This is a genomic window from Pseudomonas sp. WS 5532, assembly GCF_012985445.1.
Classification (GTDB): Bacteria; Pseudomonadota; Gammaproteobacteria; order Pseudomonadales; family Pseudomonadaceae; genus Aquipseudomonas; species Aquipseudomonas edaphica.
The window spans coordinates 247,156-265,845 of record NZ_JAAQWK010000003.1 but is presented as its reverse complement, the minus strand read 5'-3'; the positions used below and the strand labels follow the sequence as shown (position 1 = coordinate 265,845).

The following is an 18,690-nucleotide window of genomic DNA, read 5'->3' as shown; positions in this document are numbered from 1 at the left end:
TTGTTGAACGCCAATATTACGCTGCGGGAGAGTGACACCATGAATACCGGCAATTTACTGGAACAACTGCTGCGTGCCAGCCAGCAAGGCGGCGGCTCAGGCGGTGCGCAGGGCGGTGGGCTCGGCGGCCTGGGTGGTTTGCTGGGCGGCCTGTTGAACAGCTCCGCCAGCGGCACCAACGCTTCGGCAGGCGGTGGGCTGGGTGGTTTATTAGGTGGCCTGGGCGGATTGTTGGGCGGTGCACCTGCAGGTGGCACCCCCCAAACGCGCTCCGGTGGGATGAACTACGCAGCATTGGCCTCCTTGGGCATGGCGGCTTTCCAGGCGTACCAGGCCTGGCAACGCCAGCAGGCCAGCGCACCGCAGCAAGCCATCCAGACGGTTGACCAGCTTGATGGTCCGGAAGCTGAAGCTCATAGCCATGCGGTGTTACGCGCTCTGATTGCGGCAGCGAAGGCCGACGGCAGTATCGATGACAACGAGAAGCAAATGATCTCAGCCGAGATAGGCCGCCATACCGACGACCCTCAATTGCAGCAGTGGCTCGACGAAGAAGTCGCCAAGCCGCTGAACGCCGCCGATTTTGCCGAATATGCCGGTGACGGGGCGATGGCGGCCGAGGTCTACCTGGCCAGCGTGATGCTGGTTAATGACCAGGCGCCGAAGGAGCGCAGCTATCTAGACGAACTGGCGGCGCAGTTGCGACTCGAACCAGAGTTGCAACTACACCTGGAGCAGCAAGCTAAAAAACCTTAAAAACGCACGGTCGCGCCGGTGGTCAACCATTGGTTGTGATCACCGGTGAGGCTCTGCCCGACCACCACATCCACATCCACCAGTTTGCCCACATGGAACCGCGGCCCGGCCTGCCAAGCCTGGTCGCCGCCTTCCTGGCCGTAGCGCTCCCCGATCAGCGTGAGCGCGTCTGCCAACTGGTACTCAAAGCCTGCGCCCCACGTCAGGCGGTGGTTTTGTTCACCGCCGTTGTAGGCATGGGTCCAGCCGCCATTGAGGCTCAGGCGCAATGCCTGCACCGGTTGCCAGGTCAACGGTACATTAAAGTCCGCGCCGTCGAATGCATGCTGGCGGTCCAGGGCAAAGTGGCTGGTGGCAGACACCGCGATTTGCAGCCCCAACGCCTCCTGCGACCACACTTGGGCCTTTACCTGCGGGCTGATTTGCGTCTCGGCATCCCCCGCATTGCTGGCGCGCGACAGTGCTGCACTCCATTCCACGGCAGGTAGCGCGCTGAAGGTACACGCCGGGTTAAGCGTCTGGTTATGAATGTTGCCTTGATGCCGGTTGGCGGTGTACCAGGCGTCGACGCTGCACTCGCCCGGATCGTTGATCCCGCCGTCGTCGACCACATAGGAACCGCCGGCCGCCTGGGCTTTTGAAAACAGCGCGATCAGTAAAATAAGGCCCAGTGTGGTGCCGATAAAGATCAGGTTACGTTGCAGCGCGCGGCGCTTGGCCGGTGGCAGCAACAGCAGGGTGTGGCGAGCGCCGCGATAATGGCGCGCGCGATATTTGGCAAACCCGTCGTGACGGTCAGGGCTGTGTTTTTTGTGCATGATGCACCTCTCTTGAATTCAGCTTTCTACGGTCAGCACCGAAATGCCGCTGGCTTTGGCCTGGCAGACCAGCTCCGAGGTGTCGTCACCACCCGGCAGGGCGATGATCACGTCGGGGCGGCTGTCGGCGAGCATGAAATGGTTGCGCTGGCGTTCCGCCTGCTTGCCGTGGCGTTGCCAATTGGGCGGGTAGCGCACCACGTCGATGCTCATTTCCCGCGCCCATTCCTCGATGTCGCTGCCCAGGAACTGGTTGCCGCCGTGTATCAATACCTGCACCGGGCGCAAGCGGTGGTAGGCGTCCAGCACTTGGCGGGTCTTTTTGGTGTCGGCGTAATGACGACCTGCACAGATCAGGATGCGCATAGTCAGGGTCCTTGTGATGCACGGTGGCGATCGGGCGACCGCCACCGTTTAAACGGCGGGGGTGATCAGTACCACTGCTTGAAGCGGCGGATGTAGATCGTTTTCATCAGTTGGGCCACGCAGCAGTAGGCGAGCAGGGTACCGACCAGCCATGGGAAGTACGCCAGCGGCAGCGGCTCCAGGCCGACCAGGGTGCCCAGCGGAGAGAACGGCACGTAGATCCCCAGGCAGATGACGATAGTGGTCATCATCAACACCGGCCAGGCAGCCGTGCTCTGGAAGAACGGGATCTTGCGGGTGCGCAACATATGCACCACCAGGGTTTGCGAGAGCAGGCCCTCGATAAACCAGCCGGACTGGAACAGCGTCTGCATTTCTACGCTGTTGGCGCTGAACACGTACCACATCAGCGCAAAGGTGGTGATGTCGAAGATCGACGAGGTCGGCCCGATCCAGATCATGAAGCGGCCGATGTTTTTCGCATCCCACTTGCGCGGTTTGGCCAGGTATTCCTTGTCCATCTTGTCCCACGGCAAGGCCAGCTGGGAGATGTCGTACATCAGGTTTTGCAGCAGCAGGTGAATCGCCAGCATCGGCATGAACGGGATAAACGCACTGGCCACCAGCACCGAGAACACGTTGCCGAAGTTGGAGCTGGCGGTCATGTTCAGGTACTTCATGATGTTGCCGAAGGTTTCGCGGCCCTTGAGCACGCCTTCTTCGAGCACCATCAGGCTCTTTTCCAGCAGGATGATATCGGCCGATTCCTTGGCGATATCGGTGCCGCTGTCCACCGAGATACCCACGTCGGCATCACGCAGCGCCGGGGCATCGTTGATGCCGTCGCCGAGGAAGCCCACGGTGTGGCCGTTGGCTTGCAAGGCTTTGAGTACGCGGGACTTCTGCAGTGGCGTGAGCTTGGCAAACACTGTGCGTTCTTCGACGCGGCGCAGCAGGGTGGCGTCGTCCATCGCTTCGATTTCCACACCCAGCAGCGGCTGGCCGGGTTCGAGGCCGACCTGGCGGCAGATCTTGCTGGTGACCACGGCGTTGTCGCCGGTCAGTACCTTTACGGCTACGCCGATTTGTTGCAGTGCGGCAATCGCCGGGCCTGCGGTTTCCTTGGGTGGATCAAGGAAGGTCAGGAAACCCTGGATCACCAGGTTGCGCTCATCGGCCGTGGTGTACTGCTGGCGCGCCATGGATTTAGGGATATTGCGCGTCGCCACCACCAAGACGCGGAAGCCGTCTTCGTTGTAGTCGTTGGCCAATGCCAACAGTTCTTCACGACGTTGATCATCCAGCGGCACGGCGGTGCCACCTTCAAGCATGTGCGTGGAGATGCTCAACATCTCTTCCACGGCGCCCTTGCACACCAGCAACTGGTCGCCGGCCGTGTCGCGTACCACAATCGACAAGCGACGGCGTACGAAGTCGAACGGCAGTTCATCGACCTTGCTGTAGGCCAGTGGCAACTGGAACTTGGGGTTCTGCTCCGAGAACTGCACCACGGCCTGGTCCATCAGGTTCTTCATGCCGCTCTGGTGGAAGCTGTTGAGCCAGGCCAGGGACAGCACCGCGTCATCACGCTGGCCGAAGGCGTTGACGTGATGCTCGAGGATGATCTTGTCCTGGGTCAGCGTGCCGGTCTTGTCGGTGCACAACACGTCCATCGAACCGAAGTTCTGGATCGCATTGAGGCGCTTGACCACCACTTTGCGCTTGGCCATGGCGGTAGCCCCCTTGGCCAGGTTGGCGCTGACGATCATCGGCAGCATTTCCGGGGTCAGGCCCACGGCCACCGCCAGGGCAAACAGGAACGCATCGCCCCAGTCACCCTTGGAGAAGCCATTGAGGAAGAACACGATCGGCACCATCACCAGCATGAAGCGGATCAACAGCCAGCTGACGCTGTTCACCCCACGGTCGAAGGCGGTTTGCACGCGGGAGCCGACAATTGCCTTGGCCAGGGAGCCGAAGTAAGTGCGCGGCCCGGTAGCGACCACCACGGCCTTGGCGCGGCCGCTGACCACGTTGGTGCCCATGAAGCAGATGTTCGGCAGGTCCAGCAGGTTGCCTTGGTCGGCCGCCAGTGTAGAGGCGGATTTTTGCGTGACATCGCCCAGGGTGTCGTACTTCTCTACCGGCAAGGCTTCGCCGGTCAGCACGGCCTGGCTGATAAACAGGTCGCGGGATTCGATCAGGCGGATATCGGCCGGAATCATGTCGCCGGCAGACAGCTGCACGATGTCACCGGCGACCAGGTCGCGCATCGGCACTTCGCGCAGGATCGGCTGGCTGCCGACTTGCTCGCGGCGCAATACGGTGGCGGTGGTGCGCACCATGGCTTTGAGGGCTTCGGCGGATTTGGCCGAGCGGTGCTCCTGCCAGAAACGCAGCAGGCTGCTGAGCAGCACCATGGTCATGATGATGATGACCTTGGTCAAATCCACTTCTTCACCGGCCTGCAATGGTAACCAGTAGTCAGTGACAAAGCTGATCCCGGCGAGCGTCAGCAGTACATAGATAAACGGGTTGTTCAGTGCCTGCAGGAACTGGACGATGGCGTGAGGCGGCTTGTCGTGGGCCACTTCGTTGTAGCCTTCGCGTTGCAGACGTGCCGAGGCGTCCAGTTCGGTCAGGCCGTCCTGGGTGGCACGCACATTGGCGAGGGTGGCCGACAGGCCGTTCTGGGCTTCACGGGCGGCACGCATCGACAGTTTGGTGTCGGTGTCGGTGCCATTCTTTTTGTGCAGAGGCGTGTTTTTTACGGCGCTCATTATCTGTACTCCTGTCGCCAATTCTCGACAAAACATACCCGGTACTTACCTGAATACAGGCGAGCGAAAGCATGCCGAGCCGCGGACTTCGCGATCGGTTTAAATAGGGTGTTCACATAACTTCTACAGCGCCCGCCAAGTGCGCGTTAGTTAACTGGCGCGCAGCGGGCTACTACTGGATGTGTTCATAACGAACTCCAGAATAATTATCAGGAAGTTGCTGTTCCCAGCTGGTTTAAGCGGCGCGATTGCTCAGGTAAAAACCGAGCAACAGGCTGGCTTGAGCCAGGGTGGAAACCTGAGGTCTCTGCGGGTCTTGAGGGTCGGCGTGGTCCCAGTGCTGCAGCAATTGGCCGCTGGCAGGGCAGACACGCCAGTGCGCCAGCGGGGGAGCTGGGCGCAGCTGATCTTTACTGGCTAGGGGAGAGGGTGCAGCAAAGGCCGAGCGGGTAGGTGAAAAGCCAGCGGGCTCGCGGCACAGCTTGGCGCGCAGGGCTGCGGCTAGCGTGCGAATGTCAGGCAAAACAATCAGTTGAAAGGTCATAACACACCTCGGGACCGGACGGGCGACCGGTGAGGCAGTTACGGTGGAGCATCAAGCTCTAGCGCAGCTTACCGGACCTGGAAGGCGAGTCCTGTCATATTCTGGGTTTGGCGCCCGATGCCCGCGTGAACGGTGCTCGGACAGCGACTAGATACTGTGTCCATTGGCTTCTTTTGTGAGGTTTAAAAAAGGCCCCAGTTGTGGGCAGGGGCAATCTACTTAGCTGGTTGCAAAATGTCAACGCAGGATGAGTTAAATTACCCTGTGTTCAGAGTTCATTCAGATAAGAGGCGCAGACAAGTTTCACCTTATATAACTTCATATGCCTTGCGCGGCTAGAACTGCCAGATAAATCAATACCACACCACAGGCGCCATAACTGATGCGTTGCCATAACGCTGAGGCGTTCTTGCGCAGCAGGTTGACCAACGCTGCAATCAGAAAGCAGGACAACACCGAGGCCAGCATAAAGCCTGCAAAAAACATCAGCGTTTGCCCATGGCTGGGCGCAGCCCCGACGATGCCGGACAAGGCGCTGCCCAGCGCGCCCCAATAGACGATGTTTTTCGGGTTAGCCAGTGAAATCGCCGCGCCCACCGCCAGCGCATTTTTCCCGGAGCTGGCGGGCGCGTCGCTCGCCTCGGGCAAGCGCCAGGCATCAATCAAGCTGCGGATACCCAGCCAGGCCAGGTACAGCGCGCAGACCACCGTGAGCGGCACACGCACCGCGTCATGCTGGATCAGCAGGGCGATGCCGGTAAGGCCGATCACTGCCCACACCGCATCGCCTACCAGCGAGCCGATCTGCACCAGCAAGGCCGGGGTAAAACCGTGCAGCAGGCCCCGGCGCAGCGTCTCTGCCAGCACGGCGCCGGGCGAGAGGCAAAACACAAAACCGAATGCTAGCGCGTAAAAGAAGATCGTCAACATGCCCGCGTTCCTTCAAGAGAGGGCGGGCAGTGTGGCGGCAGGTGGGGCAGGCGTCTTGAACCAGATTGCGCTTCAGCGTTTAAACAACACGCTTTGATAGCGGCCGGGCGTGATGCCATAGGCGGCGCGAAAATGCCGGTTGAGGTGGCTTTGGTCAGCAAAGCCCAGGTCATGGGCGACTTCGCTGGCCGCTATGCCATTGCGCAACAAGCCTTTGGCGCGGCGGGTGCGCAGTTGCATCGCCCATTGCCGCGGGCTGAGCCCGGTTTCCTTCTGGAAGGCGCGCAGCAGGTGAAATTTGGACAATCCCAGTTCATCGCCGAGGTGGTCCAGGGGCAACACTTGATGCAAGTGCGCAGCGAGCAATTCCTGGGCGCGGCTGATCATGCTTTTGCCCGTTGCTGTGCTGCCGGGTACACGCACACCACTGACGCCGACCACCTCACCCAGTAGCAACACCAAGGCTTCCTCATTGAGATCGCGGACCAATGCATCGGTACTCAAGGCACCTTTCACCGCCGCAGCCAGGCGCTGCGCCAGATCAGGCTGAAAGCACATCGAACGATCGAACTCCAGCTGCGCCAAACCAAGGTCAGCGGCCAATTGATCGGCTGTGGCATACAGGCTGACAAACTGCCAGGGCGCGCCTTGCGCCGCGCCACCGCCCTGGATCTGACCGGGGTTGTACAGCGTAATGCTGCCCGGCCCGGCTTTGAATTCGCGGCGGTCGAGCCAGACCTTTTCCTCACCGACCAGGTTGACGCCGATCACGCATTCATCGTGGCTATGGCGGGCAAAGGTCAGGCCGGTGCAGTCGGTGCTGCTGACTTCGTAGTTGCCCAGCCAGGCGTGGTGCAGAGTGCTCATGATTCAGCTCAGGATGCGGTTGGCACGAGCATACGCCAGCAGGGCCGCTCAAATCGACCGTTGGTTGACACGCTGCGACAGCTCATCGGCGCTTTCCTTACGCTCTGAATAGCGGTCCACCAGCTCCGGGCGATCACGCAGCAAAACGGTGAACTTCACCAACTCTTCCATCACATCCACCACGCGATCGTAAAGCGCCGATGGTTTCATGCGGTCCTGGTCATCGAACTCCATGAACGCCTTGGGCACCGAGGATTGGTTGGGGATCGTGAACATGCGCATCCAGCGCCCCAGCACGCGCAGTTGGTTGACGGTGTTGAACGATTGCGAGCCGCCGGACACCTGCATCACCGCCAGCGTTTTGCCCTGGGTCGGGCGAACGGCGCCGAGGGCCAGCGGCACCCAATCGAGCTGGGCCTTGAACACTGCCGACATCGAACCGTGGCGCTCGGGCGAGCACCACACCTGGCCTTCGGACCATTGCATCAGGTCCAGCAGCTCCTGGACTTTAGGGTGATCGATGGGCGCATCGTCGGGCAACGGCAGGCCCGAAGGGTTGAAAATTCGCGTGTCGGCTCCGAAGTGGCGCAACAGCCGCGCGGCTTCTTCCACCAGCAAGCGGCTGAATGAGCGCGGGCGTGTGGAGCCGTAAAGCAGCAGGATGCGCGGCGGGTGGCCTGGCCCGACAGGCAGCGGGCCTGCGAGGGTGCTGTTGAGGTTGGGCAGGGTGGTCATTATATTCTCCGGTTAAAGCGCTGCGATGCGGGCCAGTTCTGCCTTCAACTCGGCAGCGCTGAGTTGGGCGAAGGGCAAGGCCAGGAACGCCTTGCAACGCCTTTCGATGGTGCTGAGCGTGGCCTTGAAGGCGGCGTCTACACGGGCCTCGTCACCCTGAACATCCGACGGGTCTTCCAACCCCCAGTGCGCCTTCACCGCCGGCCCGAAATACACCGGGCAGGCTTCACCCGCAGCTTTATCGCACACGGTAATCACCACATCCGGCGGGCTGCCCTCAAAGGCCTCATTGCCCTTGCTGTACAAGCCTTCGGTACTGATGCCCGCTGCCTGCAACGTGCTCAGGCTGCGCGGCAGTACCTGGCCCTTGGGGAAACTGCCGGAGCTGATCGCCTCGAAACCTGCCGGCGCCAGGTGGTTGAACATCGCCTCGGACAAGATGCTGCGGCAGCTGTTGGCGGTACACATGAACAGGACTTTCATAGCGGTATTTCCTTCAGAGACTCAGGCGCAAGGCGAGGGCGGCGAGGGTGATCAACAGCACCGGCAAGGTCAGCACGATGCCGACCTTGAAGTAATAACCCCAAGTGATGGTGATGCCTTTGCGCGCCAGGATATGCAGCCACAGCAAGGTGGCCAGGCTGCCGATCGGGGTGATTTTGGGGCCCAGGTCGCTGCCGATCACGTTGGCGTAGATCATCGCGTCCTTGACCACGCCCACGGCATGGCTGGACTCGATCGACAGCGCGCCGATCAGCACCGTCGGCAGGTTGTTCATCGCCGACGACAACAGCGCCGTCAGCACGCCGGTGCCCATGGCCGCGCCCCACACGCCGTAGGTGGCAAAAGTGTCGAGCCAGGTCGCGAGGTAGGTGGTCAGGCCGGCGTTACGCAGGCCGTAGACCACCAGGTACATGCCCAGGGAAAAGATCACGATCTGCCACGGCGCTTCTTTCAATACTTTGCGCGTAGAGATCTTGTGGCCCTTGGCGGCGATCACCAGCAGCAATACGGCGCACACGGCGGAAATTGCACTGATGGGAATGCCCAGCGGCTCTAGCGCGAAACAACCCACCAGCAAGATACCCAGCACCCACCAGCCCGCGCGGAAGGTCGCACGATCATGGATGGCGCTGGCGGGGTCTTCCAGGTCGGCCGGGTCGTAGGCCTGGGGAATATCGCGGCGAAAGAACCACAGCAGTACCGCAAGGGTGGCGGCGACACTGACGAAGTTCACCGGCACCATTACTGCTGCGTACTCGTTGAAGCCGATCTTGAAGTAATCCGCCGAGACGATATTCACCAGGTTCGACACCACCAGCGGCAAGCTCGCGGTATCCGCGATAAACCCAGCGCCCATGACAAACGCCAGGGTGGCCGCCGGGGAAAAGCGCAAGGCCAGCAGCATCGACATGACGATGGGCGTGAGGATCAACGCGGCGCCGTCGTTGGCAAACAGCGCCGAGACCAGCGCGCCCAGCAACACCATATAGGCAAACAGCCGCCGGCCACGCCCACGGCCCCAGCGCGCCACGTGCAGAGCGGTCCAGGCAAAGAAGCCGGCCTCGTCGAGCAACAGGCTGATGATGATCAGCGCAACGAAGGTGCCGGTGGCGTTCCAGATGATGTGCCACACCACCGGAATATCCGCCAGGCTGATCACCCCGCAGGCCAGGGCCAGAATGGCGCCCATGCTTGCACTCCAGCCGACCCCAAGGCCTTTGGGCTGCCAGATGACCAGAACGATGGTGAAGATAAAAATGCCAATTGCGACAAGCATGAATAAACGCTCCGATGGCTCAGCAGCAGGTGCTGGCCCGTTGTGGTCGGTCACCCATGGCATCAAGACGCTGCGCGTCGTGGTGCAACCAGGGTTGGTTGGCTTGCAAGGTAGTGTCCAGCACTTGCGTGACCCAGGCGGGCAGTGCCGGGTTGATGCGGTAGTAGATCCATTGGCCCTGACGACGATCCAGCAGCAGCCCGCAACTGCGCAGTTGCGCCAGGTGCCGGGAGATCTTTGGCTGGCTGTCGTCCAGAGCATGGATCAGTTCGCACACGCAAAGTTCGCCTTCGCGCAGGATCAATAACGTCAAGCGGGCGCGAGTCGCGTCAGCCAGGCATTTGAACAGGGTGGGCGGTGAGAAGGGGGCCGACATGATCAGGGTCTTCTTTGTGTATGGTTATCCGAATATACGAATATACATATATGTAGGTCAATTCCTGAATTCGATTGATGTGGATCAAACCCCGCTCAATCCACCACAAGTGACTGAAATTAAAATGAAACACGAATGTCCTAAAGTGCCTGCCCATTGCTGATGAAGGATGAACCCGCGTGACCCGTGCCACTCGCAACCTGCGCAAGACCCTCGATTCCGTCGCGGACAATAACGAAACCGCGGCGTTTGACCTGATGCGCGCCGTCGAAAAGCTCGGCGATGAAGTGCTGCGCCAACGCCTGCTCAACACCATTCACCGGCTCAATCAGGACGCCCATGAATTGCGTGAGGCGCGCGACTCGGTGGAGCAGGTATCGGTCAAGCTCGCCTGAGTGAGCAAGATCGTTCAAGACAACCCGCTTTAAACGCTGGCATGCTTGTCGACTGTCTGTCGATGAGCCGTCTCCATGCCCACTGCCTTACCGCATTACGCCTTCGCCCGCGGCGCTATCGCCGTTATCCCGTTATCCCTGGCCTGTGCGCCGTGGGGGCTGCTCGCCGGCTCCATGGCCATTGATGCGCAGTTTACCCCGCTGCAGGCCCAGGGCTTGTCCGCCATCGTGTTTGCCGGTGCCGCGCAGCTGGTGGCCATCGGCATGGTCAAGAGCGGCGCCAGCCTGATCTCGATCGTGCTGACCACGCTGCTGCTGACTTCCCAACATTTGCTCTACGGCATGCACATGCGCCCGACACTCTCGTCACTCAACGCCCGCTGGCGCATGAGCCTGGGCTTTCTGCTGACCGATGAGTTCTTCGCGCTGGTCAACCACTATGACCGCGAGACGTTCAATCGCTGGTATGCGCTGGGGGTGGGCCTGACGTTCTACATCGCCTGGAACCTCTTCACCCTGGCTGGCATCGTGCTTGGCAAAAGCATTCCCGGGCTTGACCAGTTGGGGTTGGAGTTTTCGATTGCCGCCACCTTTATCGCGTTGATCACACCCGTGGTGCGTGATGTGCCGACGGTTGTGTGCGTGGCGGTGTCGTTGCTGTTTTCGGTGTGGTTGAGCTTTTTGCACTGGGAGTCGGCGGTGGTGGTGTCCGGGGTGTTGGGCATGAGTGCGGGGTTTGCCTGCAAGCGGCTGGGGGTAGGGCAGAAGTGATCTACATCATGATTGTGGCCATGGGGCTGGTGGTTTTCCTTAACCGATACCTGTTTATCGAGCCGCGCCTGCCGGTACGGCTTAATCGGGGGGCGCGGGAGTTCCTGGGGTTTGCGGTGCCGGGCATGCTGACGGCGATCTGCGGGCCGATTATTTTTCTCGCTGATCACACGCTGAATTTGAGCCCGACGAATCCTTACTTGCTGGCGGGAGTCTGCGCGGTGGCCTTGATGTTTTGGACGCGTAGCGTGTTGATTACGGTGCTGTTGAGCATGGGATTGTTTTATTTGTTTCGGTGGTGCTTTTGAGAGGGGCTATGGGTGTATATCCGTTGCTGCGGTGACGGATATGTACACCAAAAGACCGCCATCGCAGCGTAGGCATCTACACAACCGGTTAACACGAAGTCTGTTGTAAGTGGGCTGTTGTGGCGAGCAGGCTTGCCCTGCGTTGGGCTGCGAAGCGGCCCCAGTAAAGGCACTGCAATTTTCCTGAAAGAACTCAGCGACTGGGTTTGGGGCTGCTTCGCAGCCCAACGCAGGCGGTGCGACGATTCGACAAGCCTGCTCGCCACAGGAGAAATTGGCTGCCTTCAAAAGTTGTGTAGATACCTATGGCCATCGCAGGCAAGCCAGCTCCCACAGGATGAGCCGGTTGCTACAGTGGAATCGGCGTTACACCACGCAGCACCAAGTCACTGATAAACCCCAGCCAATCCTGCTGATGCTCCTTATCCCCCAAGTCTTCACCCAGGAACGAACTGAGCGTGTGGCGGTTGGAGTTGTAGAAGTAGCAGAGCGAGGCAATCATCAAATACACGTGCTTGAGGTCGAGGTCCTGGCGAAACACACCTTGGGCCTGGCCGGCTTCGATGATCGGGCGCAACACGCCAACCGCTTCGCCCGACAGCCTGCGCATTTCGCCGGACTGCTGGGCATGCTTGCCCTGGTGCAGATTCTCGATGCTCAGGATCGCCACGAACTCGGGGTGCTTGACGTAGTAGCTCCAGATAAATGCCACCCGTTCACGCAAGGCTTGCACGGGGTCTCCCAGGTCCAGCTTGAGTTTGCTTTCGGCTTTATTGAACTGTTCATAGACATGTTCCAGCACACAGACGAACAGGTGTTCCTTGCTGCCGAAATAGTAATAAAGCATGCGGTCGTTGGAGTCGGCGGCCTTGGAAATAGTGTCGACGCGCCCACCGGAATAGCCGTCGCGAGTGAACACCTTGACTGCCGCCTGCAAGATACGCGCACGTGTCTGGTCGGCCTGTTGCGCTCGAATTCCGGTCTTCTTGATCGCCATCACAAAGCGCCTTGCCGCCAGTCTGGGCGCGAAATATAGCATGGGCTTTTTCGTGCCCGTTCTATGACCGACAAGTTCTGTAATAAAAACGCCATTGCGCTGGGGATTGGATCCTAGTCGGGCTATTTTGGTGCACCTCAATAAATAGAGTAGCCATGGATGAAATACCAACCCTTCAGCCGTACCCTGATTGCCACTGCGCTGGTGTTGACGGTCAACGGCGTGCAAGCCGCCTCACAGGCCCCGGTGGCCGGTGAAAACGGCATGGTGGTGACCGCCCAGCATTTGGCCACTCATGTTGGCGTGGATGTACTCAAGGCCGGCGGCAACGCGGTGGATGCGGCGGTTGCCGTGGGCTATGCGCTGGCCGTGGTGTACCCGGCAGCGGGCAACCTCGGTGGCGGCGGCTTTATGACCGTGCAGCTGGCAGATGGGCGCAAGACTTTCCTGGACTTCCGTGAAAAAGCCCCGCTGGCGGCCACTGCCGACATGTACCTGGACAAAGACGGCAAGGTGATCGACGGCCTCAGCGCCAAGGGCCACTTGGCCGTCGGCGTACCCGGCACCGTGTCCGGCATGGAAACCGCGCTGAACAAATACGGCACCCTCAAGCGCGCCCAGGTGATTGCGCCGGCGATCAAACTGGCCGAAAACGGCTTTGAACTGGAGCAGGGCGATATCGACCTGCTGCACACCGCCACCGGCGAGTTCGAAAAAGACAAAGACCTGCGCGGGATCTTCCTGCACAACGGCCAACCGATGCAGGTCGGCCAGAAACTGGTGCAGAAAGACCTGGCCAAGACCCTCAAGGAAATCTCCGCCAAGGGCACCGACGGCTTTTATAAAGGCTGGGTGGCCAAGGCGCTGGTGGATTCCAGCCAGGCCGGCAAGGGCATCATCACCCAGGCCGACCTCGACAAATACAAGACCCGCGAACTGGCGCCCATCGAGTGCGATTACCGTGGCTACCACGTGGTCTCGGCACCGCCGCCAAGCTCCGGCGGTGTGGTGATCTGCCAGATCATGAACATCCTCGAAGGTTACCCGATGGCCGACCTCGGCTATCACTCGGCCCAAGGCCTGCACTACCAGATCGAAGCGATGCGTCACGCTTACGTGGACCGTAACAGCTACCTGGGTGACCCGGATTTCGTCAAGAACCCTATCGCGCACCTGTTGGACAAGGACTACGCCGCCAAGCTGCGTGCCGCCATTGAGCCGCAGAAGGCGGGTGATTCCCAGGCGATCAAGCCGGGTGTGTCGCCCCATGAAGGCAACAACACCACGCACTATTCGATCGTCGACAAGTGGGGTAACGCGGTGTCCGTGACCTACACCCTCAACGACTGGTTCGGTGCCGGCGTGATGGCGAGCAAGACCGGGGTGATCCTCAACGATGAAATGGACGACTTCACCGTCAAGGTCGGTGTGCCGAACATGTACGGGCTGGTGCAGGGCGAAGCCAACGCCATCGCACCGGGCAAGGCGCCGCTGTCGTCGATGAGCCCGACCATCGTCACCAAGGATGGCAAGGCGGTGATGGTGGTCGGTACGCCGGGCGGCAGCCGGATCATCACCGCGACCTTGCTGACCATCCTCAATGTCATCGACTACAAGATGAACATCCAGGAAGCCGTGGACGCGCCACGCTTCCACCAGCAGTGGATGCCTGAAACCACCAACCTGGAAACCTTCGCGGTAAGCCCTGACACCCAGAAGATTCTGGAAAGCTGGGGCCACAAGTTTGCCGGCCCCCAGGATGCCAACCACTTGGCGGCGATCCTGGTGGGCGCGCCTTCGCTGGGCGGCAAGCCGGTGGGCAACAACCGTTTCTACGGGGCTAACGACCCACGCCGCAATACCGGATTGTCGCTCGGTTACTGAGGCGGGAGGTATTTATACAGGTGGTGCCTGGCACGGCTAGGCGAGCAGTTGCTCGACCGCCTCAAAGGCTATGGCGCGGCGTGCTTCCCAGTCGCCACGAATCACCAGGGCGGGTTGCTGATGCTGTTCGATCCAGTCCAGGCTGCCCTGGAAAAACACCCGGCGATCCGCCAGTTCCGGCTGGCAGCGCTGGCCGTCGGCGCTCCATTCCACGTCCTCGGGGGACAGCAACAGGTGCAGGTCGTAATGGCGGGCCAGCAACTCATCATCCAGCCACGCCGGGTAATCACCGAACAGGGTCTGGCTCCAGAGTTTGTTGGTCAGCAGGTGGGTGTCGAGGATCAGCAGGCGAGGCTGCTCGGCGCGCGCAGCGTCTTCCCAGGCCAGTTGGCCACGGGCGATGGCCGGGATGTCCGCCAGGGTAGTGTCGCGCTGGTAATGGTCGATGAAGTAGCGCACGTATTCACCCACCATCAACCCACCGAAACGGGCGTGCAGTTGCGCGGCCAGCCAGCTTTTGCCGCTGGATTCGGGGCCGGCCAGTACCACCACTTTCATGCGTGCAACGCCGGGTCGGCGCGCCATTCACGCCAGCCTTGTACGGCGATCGCGGTGAACAGTGCATACAGCGCGGCGGTAAGGTAGAGGCCTTTGTAGAGGAACAGGCCGACGAAGATCACGTCCACGGCGATCCACAGCGGCCAGCATTGCACGCGTTTTTGCGCCATCCACATTTGCGCCACCAGGCTGAAACCGGTGAGTGCGGCGTCGAGCCAGGGTTGCGCGGCATCGGTCCAGTGGGCCATGGCGGCGCCGAGCAGGCCACTGAACACGGCACCGACGGTGAGGCTGACCATGATCGCGGACCAGCCCAGGCTGGTGACCTGGCGACCCTGCGCGACCTCACCGGCGCGGGTCCACTGCCACCAGCCGTAGAGTTGCAGGGCGGCGTAGACCACTTGCAGGAGCATGTCGGAATAGAGTTTTACGTCGAAGAACACCCAGGTGTAGAGCAGCACCATCACCAGGCCGATGGGCCAGCACCAGGGGTTTTGCTTGACCGTCAGCCAGACAGCGATCACCCCCAGGGCGGCGGCGAACAATTCAAGCCCGGACATGGCGGTTCCTTGGGAGAGTGGGTGAGGGCGGTGATTGTAACCAAGATGGTGGGACGGAGGAATGCTCGTTCCCACGCTCTGCGTGGGAATGCATCCCCAGACGCTCCGCGTCAGGCCTGGACGCAGAGCGTCCGTGGCGGCGTTCCCACGCGGAGCGTGGGAACGAGCATGAGTGCTAGATCTTGAACTGGCGCAACAACCCTCCAAGCTGCTCACTCAACCCACGCAAATGCGCGCTCGCCACACTGGACTGCTCCGCCGCCAGCGCCGTGCTGTGGGACAAACCCGCCGCCTGGGTGACGTTCTGGTTGATATCCTCCACCACGTGCGCCTGTTGCAAGGTCGCGCTGGCGATCGAGGCATTCAGCCCATTGAGGTTGCGCAACGCCTGGCCAATGGCGGTGAGGCTCGCACCTGCCTGGCCAGCTTGTTCAATGGTCAGTTGCGAGGCACTGTGGCTGTCGCTGATCACTTTGACCGCCGCTTCCGAATGCCCTTGCAGGCGCTCAATCATCACCTGGATTTCGGCGGTGGATTTCTGCGTGCGCTGGGCCAACAGCCGCACTTCATCGGCGACCACGGCAAACCCGCGACCCTGTTCACCGGCACGCGCCGCCTCGATGGCGGCGTTGAGGGCCAACAAGTTGGTCTGGTCGGCAATCGAACGGATCACTTCCAGCACACCACCAATCTGTGTGCTTTCACTGGACAGCGTGCGGATCACCTCCACGGCCTGGCTGATGGTGCTGGAGAGCTGGTCGATCTGTTGCAGGCTGCCGTCGATATTCACCTGGCCCTGCTGCGCCTGGGCCTGGGCGTCGCGCATTTCGCTGGCGGCATGCTCGGCATTTTTTGCCACGTCCTGCACGCCATAGGTCACTTCGTTGATCGCGGTAGCCACCAGCTCCATCTGCTGGGATTGTTGCTGGCTACGGTCGTGGGCCTGGCTGGCATTGGTGCCCAGTTCCGTGGAAGATTGGCCCAGCGCGTTGGCACACTCCTGTAACTGGCCGACCACCTGGCGCAGCTTGGCGGTAAAGCTATTGAAGTGCTGCGACAATTGAGTGACCTCGTCGCGCCCGTGGGTGTCGAGGGTGCGGGTCAGGTCGCTTTCGCCGCTGGCAATATTGCCCATGGCATTCACTGCCGCCTGCAATGGATGCACAATGCTGCGCGCGATCAGGATCACCAACAGCGCCATCAGCAGCGCAATGCCCAGGCCGATCAACGAGGCTTTCCACACCTGGCCGGTGAATTCGGCCTGCACATCGTCCACGTACACGCCCGAGCCGATAATCCAGCCCCACGGCTCGAACAGTTGGATATACGAGGTCTTCTCCACCGGCGCGTCGGCGCCCGGTTTGGGCCAGCGATAGTTGACGATGCCGGCGCCCTTGGCCTTGGCCAGGATCACAAATTCATTGAACACCGCAAAACCGTCCGGGTCGCGGATGGCCGAGAGGTTCTGGCCGTCGAGCTTGGGGTTGGCCGCGTGCATGATCATCACGGGCGTCAGGTCGTTGATCCAGAAGTAATCATCGTGGTCGTAGCGCAAGCCACGGACTGCGCTGAGGGCTTGCTGTTGCGCGGCCTCGCGGGTGAGAACGCCGGTTTTTTCAAGGTTCTGGTAGTAAGCCAGCACGCCGCTGGCGGTTTGCACCACGTGCTGGGTCTGCTGGCGTTTGGCCTGGTAGAGGTCGCCATGGATCTGCTTTAGCATCAACAGCCCCAAGGTTAGCAGCATCAACACGGCGACTATCAGGATCAGCCAAAGACGGCGGCTGATCGACATGCTGCGCAAACTGTTCATCGTCCTGTCACTCCGTGCTTTTTATAATTGTGTGCTGCATCGACAATTCCAGCTTGTCTGATAGGCTTTCGGCCTGTAATCGAAAAACCTGAGTACTCCCTGATTTTTCACGAAATTTTTGCGCACGGCTGGTGAAAATCCGCAGCGCATCACGATTGCACGTGGTCAGTGAACATTAAAAAGACAGACAAGGCATGCCGCAGCGCATGACCTTTGGGGGATACATGGATTTTTGGACCGCCATACAGGCATTGATTCTTGGCGTGGTGGAGGGGCTGACCGAGTTCCTGCCGATCTCCAGCACCGGGCACCAGATTATCGTCGCCGACTTGATCGGCTTCGGCGGAGAACGCTTTGAAGCGTTCAACATCATTATTCAACTGGGCGCGATCCTCGCGGTGGTCTGGGAGTTTCGGCGCAAGATCCTCGACGTGGTGATCGGCTTGCCGACCCAGAGCAACGCCCAGCGCTTTACCGTCAACCTGATCATCGCAGTGCTGCCGGCGGTGGTGTTGGGGGTGATTTTTGCCGACCTGATCAAGCATTACCTGTTTAACCCGATCACGGTGGCCACCGCGCTGGTGGTGGGCGGGGTGATCATGCTGTGGGCCGAGCGCCGCCAACATGCAGTGCACGCTGAAACGGTGGATGAGATCACCTGGAAAGACGCGCTCAAGGTCGGTGTGGCCCAGTGCCTGGCAATGATTCCAGGCACTTCGCGCTCCGGCGCGACCATTATCGGCGGCCTGTTGTTCGGCCTGTCGCGCAAGACCGCCACCGAGTTCTCGTTCTTCCTGGCCATGCCGACCATGGTCGGCGCGGCGGTGTATTCGGGCTACAAGTACCGTCACCTGTTCCAGCCCGATGACGTGCCGGTGTTTGCCATCGGCTTTGTCACCTCGTTCATCTTCGCGATGATTGCGGTCAAGGCGTTGCTCAAGTTCATCGCCAGCCACAGTTACGCGGCGTTTGCCTGGTATCGGATTGCGTTTGGCCTGGTGATCCTGGCGACCTGGCAGTTTGGCTGGATCGACTGGACGGCGGTCAAGCCATGAGCATTCAACACCCGCGCTTGAAGGCGTTCATCTTTGTTTTGCTATGCGCCGCGCCGCTGACTGGCGCGGCACTGTTGTGGCATCGCGGCGAGACGCTGATCCCGCTGGCCGCCTATGGCGTGGTCAGCGTGGTGGCGTTTTTCCTGTACTGGGGCGACAAACGCAAGGCCCAAGCCGAAGGCCCGCGCGTGCGCGAAAATATCCTGCATGCCGTGGAGCTGGCGGGCGGTTGGCCGGGGGCGCTGATTGCCCAGCAGGTGTTTCGCCACAAGACGCGCAAGGTGTCGTATCAGGTGCTGTTCTGGGTGATTGTGTTGCTGCACCAAGTGTTCTGGCTGGACCAGTTGCTCCTGGGCGGCACGCTGCTCTCGGTTTTATAGTGTTGAGGCGTCTGGGATAT

Annotated in this window: 21 protein-coding genes; 7 read left to right on the top strand and 14 right to left on the bottom strand. The window is 60.7% G+C overall.

Features of this window, described 5'->3' with window-relative positions; all coding sequences use genetic code 11:
- The first annotated feature begins 39 nt into the window (after positions 1-39).
- On the top strand, positions 40-756 hold the full coding sequence (locus HBO23_RS07890; protein ID WP_170037509.1) for a tellurite resistance TerB family protein: 717 nt from the start codon (positions 40-42) through the stop codon (positions 754-756).
- On the opposite strand, the gene HBO23_RS07885 is transcribed toward HBO23_RS07890, so the two are convergent.
- The 10 genes from HBO23_RS07885 to HBO23_RS07840 all read right to left on the bottom strand — a co-directional run bounded on the left by HBO23_RS07885 (position 753) and on the right by HBO23_RS07840 (position 9,952).
- Positions 753-1,574 carry a hypothetical protein gene (locus HBO23_RS07885; RefSeq protein WP_170037506.1) on the bottom strand — a complete coding sequence of 274 codons (822 nt, stop codon included), beginning with the start codon at positions 1,572-1,574 and terminating at the stop codon, positions 753-755. The two genes, HBO23_RS07890 and HBO23_RS07885, sit on opposite strands and share 4 nt — an antisense overlap.
- Positions 1,575-1,592: 18 nt before the next feature.
- Positions 1,593-1,940, bottom strand: a complete 348-nt coding sequence (locus HBO23_RS07880; protein WP_026013827.1) for a DUF2493 domain-containing protein — start codon at positions 1,938-1,940, stop codon at positions 1,593-1,595.
- Positions 1,941-2,005: 65 nt separating this feature from the next.
- Positions 2,006-4,720, bottom strand: coding sequence for a magnesium-translocating P-type ATPase (mgtA, locus tag HBO23_RS07875; RefSeq protein ID WP_170037503.1), 2,715 nt, complete (start codon positions 4,718-4,720; stop codon positions 2,006-2,008).
- 235 nt (positions 4,721-4,955) lie between these two features.
- Positions 4,956-5,264, bottom strand: a complete 309-nt coding sequence (locus tag HBO23_RS07870) for a hypothetical protein (protein ID WP_099549718.1) — start codon at positions 5,262-5,264, stop codon at positions 4,956-4,958.
- 318 nt (positions 5,265-5,582) lie between these two features.
- On the bottom strand, positions 5,583-6,194 hold the full coding sequence (locus HBO23_RS07865) for a LysE family transporter (protein WP_170037500.1): 612 nt from the start codon (positions 6,192-6,194) through the stop codon (positions 5,583-5,585).
- 72 nt (positions 6,195-6,266) lie between these two features.
- The gene (locus HBO23_RS07860; RefSeq protein ID WP_170037497.1) at positions 6,267-7,061 is read right to left on the bottom strand and encodes an AraC family transcriptional regulator; all 795 of its coding nucleotides are present in this window, start codon (positions 7,059-7,061) and stop codon (positions 6,267-6,269) included.
- 48 nt (positions 7,062-7,109) lie between these two features.
- The gene (gene arsH, locus HBO23_RS07855) at positions 7,110-7,796 is read right to left on the bottom strand and encodes an arsenical resistance protein ArsH (protein ID WP_170037494.1); all 687 of its coding nucleotides are present in this window, start codon (positions 7,794-7,796) and stop codon (positions 7,110-7,112) included.
- A 12-nt stretch (positions 7,797-7,808) separates the two neighbouring features.
- Positions 7,809-8,279 (bottom strand): arsenate reductase ArsC, encoded by a 471-nt coding sequence (locus HBO23_RS07850; RefSeq protein ID WP_170037474.1) that lies wholly within the window; start codon positions 8,277-8,279, stop codon positions 7,809-7,811.
- A gap of 13 nt (positions 8,280-8,292) precedes the next feature.
- Positions 8,293-9,576 (bottom strand): arsenic transporter, encoded by a 1,284-nt coding sequence (locus HBO23_RS07845; protein WP_170037470.1) that lies wholly within the window; start codon positions 9,574-9,576, stop codon positions 8,293-8,295.
- A gap of 19 nt (positions 9,577-9,595) precedes the next feature.
- Entirely contained in the window at positions 9,596-9,952 is a 357-nt protein-coding gene (locus tag HBO23_RS07840) for a metalloregulator ArsR/SmtB family transcription factor (RefSeq protein ID WP_138454111.1), read from the bottom strand.
- Positions 9,953-10,131: 179 nt separating this feature from the next.
- On the opposite strand from HBO23_RS07840, the gene HBO23_RS07835 reads away from it, so the two are divergent.
- From HBO23_RS07835 to HBO23_RS07825, 3 genes are all read left to right on the top strand, one after another.
- A complete protein-coding gene (locus tag HBO23_RS07835) occupies positions 10,132-10,347 on the top strand; it encodes a hypothetical protein (RefSeq protein ID WP_017138831.1) in 216 nt (71 codons plus the stop codon).
- 75 nt (positions 10,348-10,422) lie between these two features.
- On the top strand, positions 10,423-11,118 hold the full coding sequence (locus HBO23_RS07830; RefSeq protein ID WP_017138830.1) for an AzlC family ABC transporter permease: 696 nt from the start codon (positions 10,423-10,425) through the stop codon (positions 11,116-11,118).
- Positions 11,115-11,426, top strand: a complete 312-nt coding sequence (locus HBO23_RS07825) for an AzlD domain-containing protein (protein WP_017138829.1) — start codon at positions 11,115-11,117, stop codon at positions 11,424-11,426. The genes HBO23_RS07830 and HBO23_RS07825 overlap by 4 nt, the downstream gene beginning before the upstream one ends.
- A gap of 349 nt (positions 11,427-11,775) precedes the next feature.
- On the opposite strand, the gene HBO23_RS07820 is transcribed toward HBO23_RS07825, so the two are convergent.
- Positions 11,776-12,423: a TetR/AcrR family transcriptional regulator gene (locus HBO23_RS07820; RefSeq protein ID WP_170037467.1), complete on the bottom strand. Its 648-nt coding sequence runs from the start codon at positions 12,421-12,423 to the stop codon at positions 11,776-11,778.
- A 159-nt stretch (positions 12,424-12,582) separates the two neighbouring features.
- Between HBO23_RS07820 and ggt the strand changes: the two genes are divergently transcribed.
- Positions 12,583-14,307, top strand: coding sequence for a gamma-glutamyltransferase (ggt, locus tag HBO23_RS07815; protein WP_170037464.1), 1,725 nt, complete (start codon positions 12,583-12,585; stop codon positions 14,305-14,307).
- A gap of 36 nt (positions 14,308-14,343) precedes the next feature.
- On the opposite strand, the gene HBO23_RS07810 is transcribed toward ggt, so the two are convergent.
- The 3 genes from HBO23_RS07810 to HBO23_RS07800 form a co-directional block, all read right to left on the bottom strand.
- Positions 14,344-14,865: an AAA family ATPase gene (locus tag HBO23_RS07810; RefSeq protein ID WP_017138826.1), complete on the bottom strand. Its 522-nt coding sequence runs from the start codon at positions 14,863-14,865 to the stop codon at positions 14,344-14,346.
- Positions 14,862-15,425: a nicotinamide riboside transporter PnuC gene (gene pnuC / locus HBO23_RS07805; protein WP_017138825.1), complete on the bottom strand. Its 564-nt coding sequence runs from the start codon at positions 15,423-15,425 to the stop codon at positions 14,862-14,864. Before pnuC ends, HBO23_RS07810 begins: the two co-directional genes overlap by 4 nt.
- Positions 15,426-15,600: 175 nt before the next feature.
- Positions 15,601-17,235, bottom strand: coding sequence for a methyl-accepting chemotaxis protein (locus HBO23_RS07800; protein ID WP_170037461.1), 1,635 nt, complete (start codon positions 17,233-17,235; stop codon positions 15,601-15,603).
- Between the two features lie 224 nt (positions 17,236-17,459).
- Here HBO23_RS07800 and HBO23_RS07795 point away from each other — a divergent pair, with 224 nt between their 5' ends.
- Both HBO23_RS07795 and HBO23_RS07790 read left to right on the top strand, forming a co-directional pair.
- Positions 17,460-18,290: an undecaprenyl-diphosphate phosphatase gene (locus HBO23_RS07795; protein ID WP_170037458.1), complete on the top strand. Its 831-nt coding sequence runs from the start codon at positions 17,460-17,462 to the stop codon at positions 18,288-18,290.
- Entirely contained in the window at positions 18,287-18,670 is a 384-nt protein-coding gene (locus tag HBO23_RS07790) for a DUF1294 domain-containing protein (RefSeq protein WP_170037455.1), read from the top strand. The genes HBO23_RS07795 and HBO23_RS07790 overlap by 4 nt, the downstream gene beginning before the upstream one ends.
- Positions 18,671-18,690 lie beyond the last annotated feature (20 nt).

What these genes read in the sequence shown, in the direction of transcription:
- HBO23_RS07890 (WP_170037509.1), top strand. Translation starts at nt 40, where the DNA reads ATGAATACCGGCAATTTACTGGAACAACTGCTGCGTGCCAGCCAGCAA.
- HBO23_RS07885 (WP_170037506.1), bottom strand. Translation starts at nt 1,574, where the DNA reads ATGCACAAAAAACACAGCCCTGACCGTCACGACGGGTTTGCCAAATAT.
- HBO23_RS07880 (WP_026013827.1), bottom strand. Translation starts at nt 1,940, where the DNA reads ATGCGCATCCTGATCTGTGCAGGTCGTCATTACGCCGACACCAAAAAG.
- mgtA (WP_170037503.1), bottom strand. Translation starts at nt 4,720, where the DNA reads ATGAGCGCCGTAAAAAACACGCCTCTGCACAAAAAGAATGGCACCGAC.
- HBO23_RS07870 (WP_099549718.1), bottom strand. Translation starts at nt 5,264, where the DNA reads ATGACCTTTCAACTGATTGTTTTGCCTGACATTCGCACGCTAGCCGCA.
- HBO23_RS07865 (WP_170037500.1), bottom strand. Translation starts at nt 6,194, where the DNA reads ATGTTGACGATCTTCTTTTACGCGCTAGCATTCGGTTTTGTGTTTTGC.
- HBO23_RS07860 (WP_170037497.1), bottom strand. Translation starts at nt 7,061, where the DNA reads ATGAGCACTCTGCACCACGCCTGGCTGGGCAACTACGAAGTCAGCAGC.
- arsH (WP_170037494.1), bottom strand. Translation starts at nt 7,796, where the DNA reads ATGACCACCCTGCCCAACCTCAACAGCACCCTCGCAGGCCCGCTGCCT.
- HBO23_RS07850 (WP_170037474.1), bottom strand. Translation starts at nt 8,279, where the DNA reads ATGAAAGTCCTGTTCATGTGTACCGCCAACAGCTGCCGCAGCATCTTG.
- HBO23_RS07845 (WP_170037470.1), bottom strand. Translation starts at nt 9,576, where the DNA reads ATGCTTGTCGCAATTGGCATTTTTATCTTCACCATCGTTCTGGTCATC.
- HBO23_RS07840 (WP_138454111.1), bottom strand. Translation starts at nt 9,952, where the DNA reads ATGTCGGCCCCCTTCTCACCGCCCACCCTGTTCAAATGCCTGGCTGAC.
- HBO23_RS07830 (WP_017138830.1), top strand. Translation starts at nt 10,423, where the DNA reads ATGCCCACTGCCTTACCGCATTACGCCTTCGCCCGCGGCGCTATCGCC.
- HBO23_RS07820 (WP_170037467.1), bottom strand. Translation starts at nt 12,423, where the DNA reads ATGGCGATCAAGAAGACCGGAATTCGAGCGCAACAGGCCGACCAGACA.
- ggt (WP_170037464.1), top strand. Translation starts at nt 12,583, where the DNA reads ATGAAATACCAACCCTTCAGCCGTACCCTGATTGCCACTGCGCTGGTG.
- HBO23_RS07810 (WP_017138826.1), bottom strand. Translation starts at nt 14,865, where the DNA reads ATGAAAGTGGTGGTACTGGCCGGCCCCGAATCCAGCGGCAAAAGCTGG.
- pnuC (WP_017138825.1), bottom strand. Translation starts at nt 15,425, where the DNA reads ATGTCCGGGCTTGAATTGTTCGCCGCCGCCCTGGGGGTGATCGCTGTC.
- HBO23_RS07800 (WP_170037461.1), bottom strand. Translation starts at nt 17,235, where the DNA reads ATGAACAGTTTGCGCAGCATGTCGATCAGCCGCCGTCTTTGGCTGATC.
- HBO23_RS07795 (WP_170037458.1), top strand. Translation starts at nt 17,460, where the DNA reads ATGGATTTTTGGACCGCCATACAGGCATTGATTCTTGGCGTGGTGGAG.
- HBO23_RS07790 (WP_170037455.1), top strand. Translation starts at nt 18,287, where the DNA reads ATGAGCATTCAACACCCGCGCTTGAAGGCGTTCATCTTTGTTTTGCTA.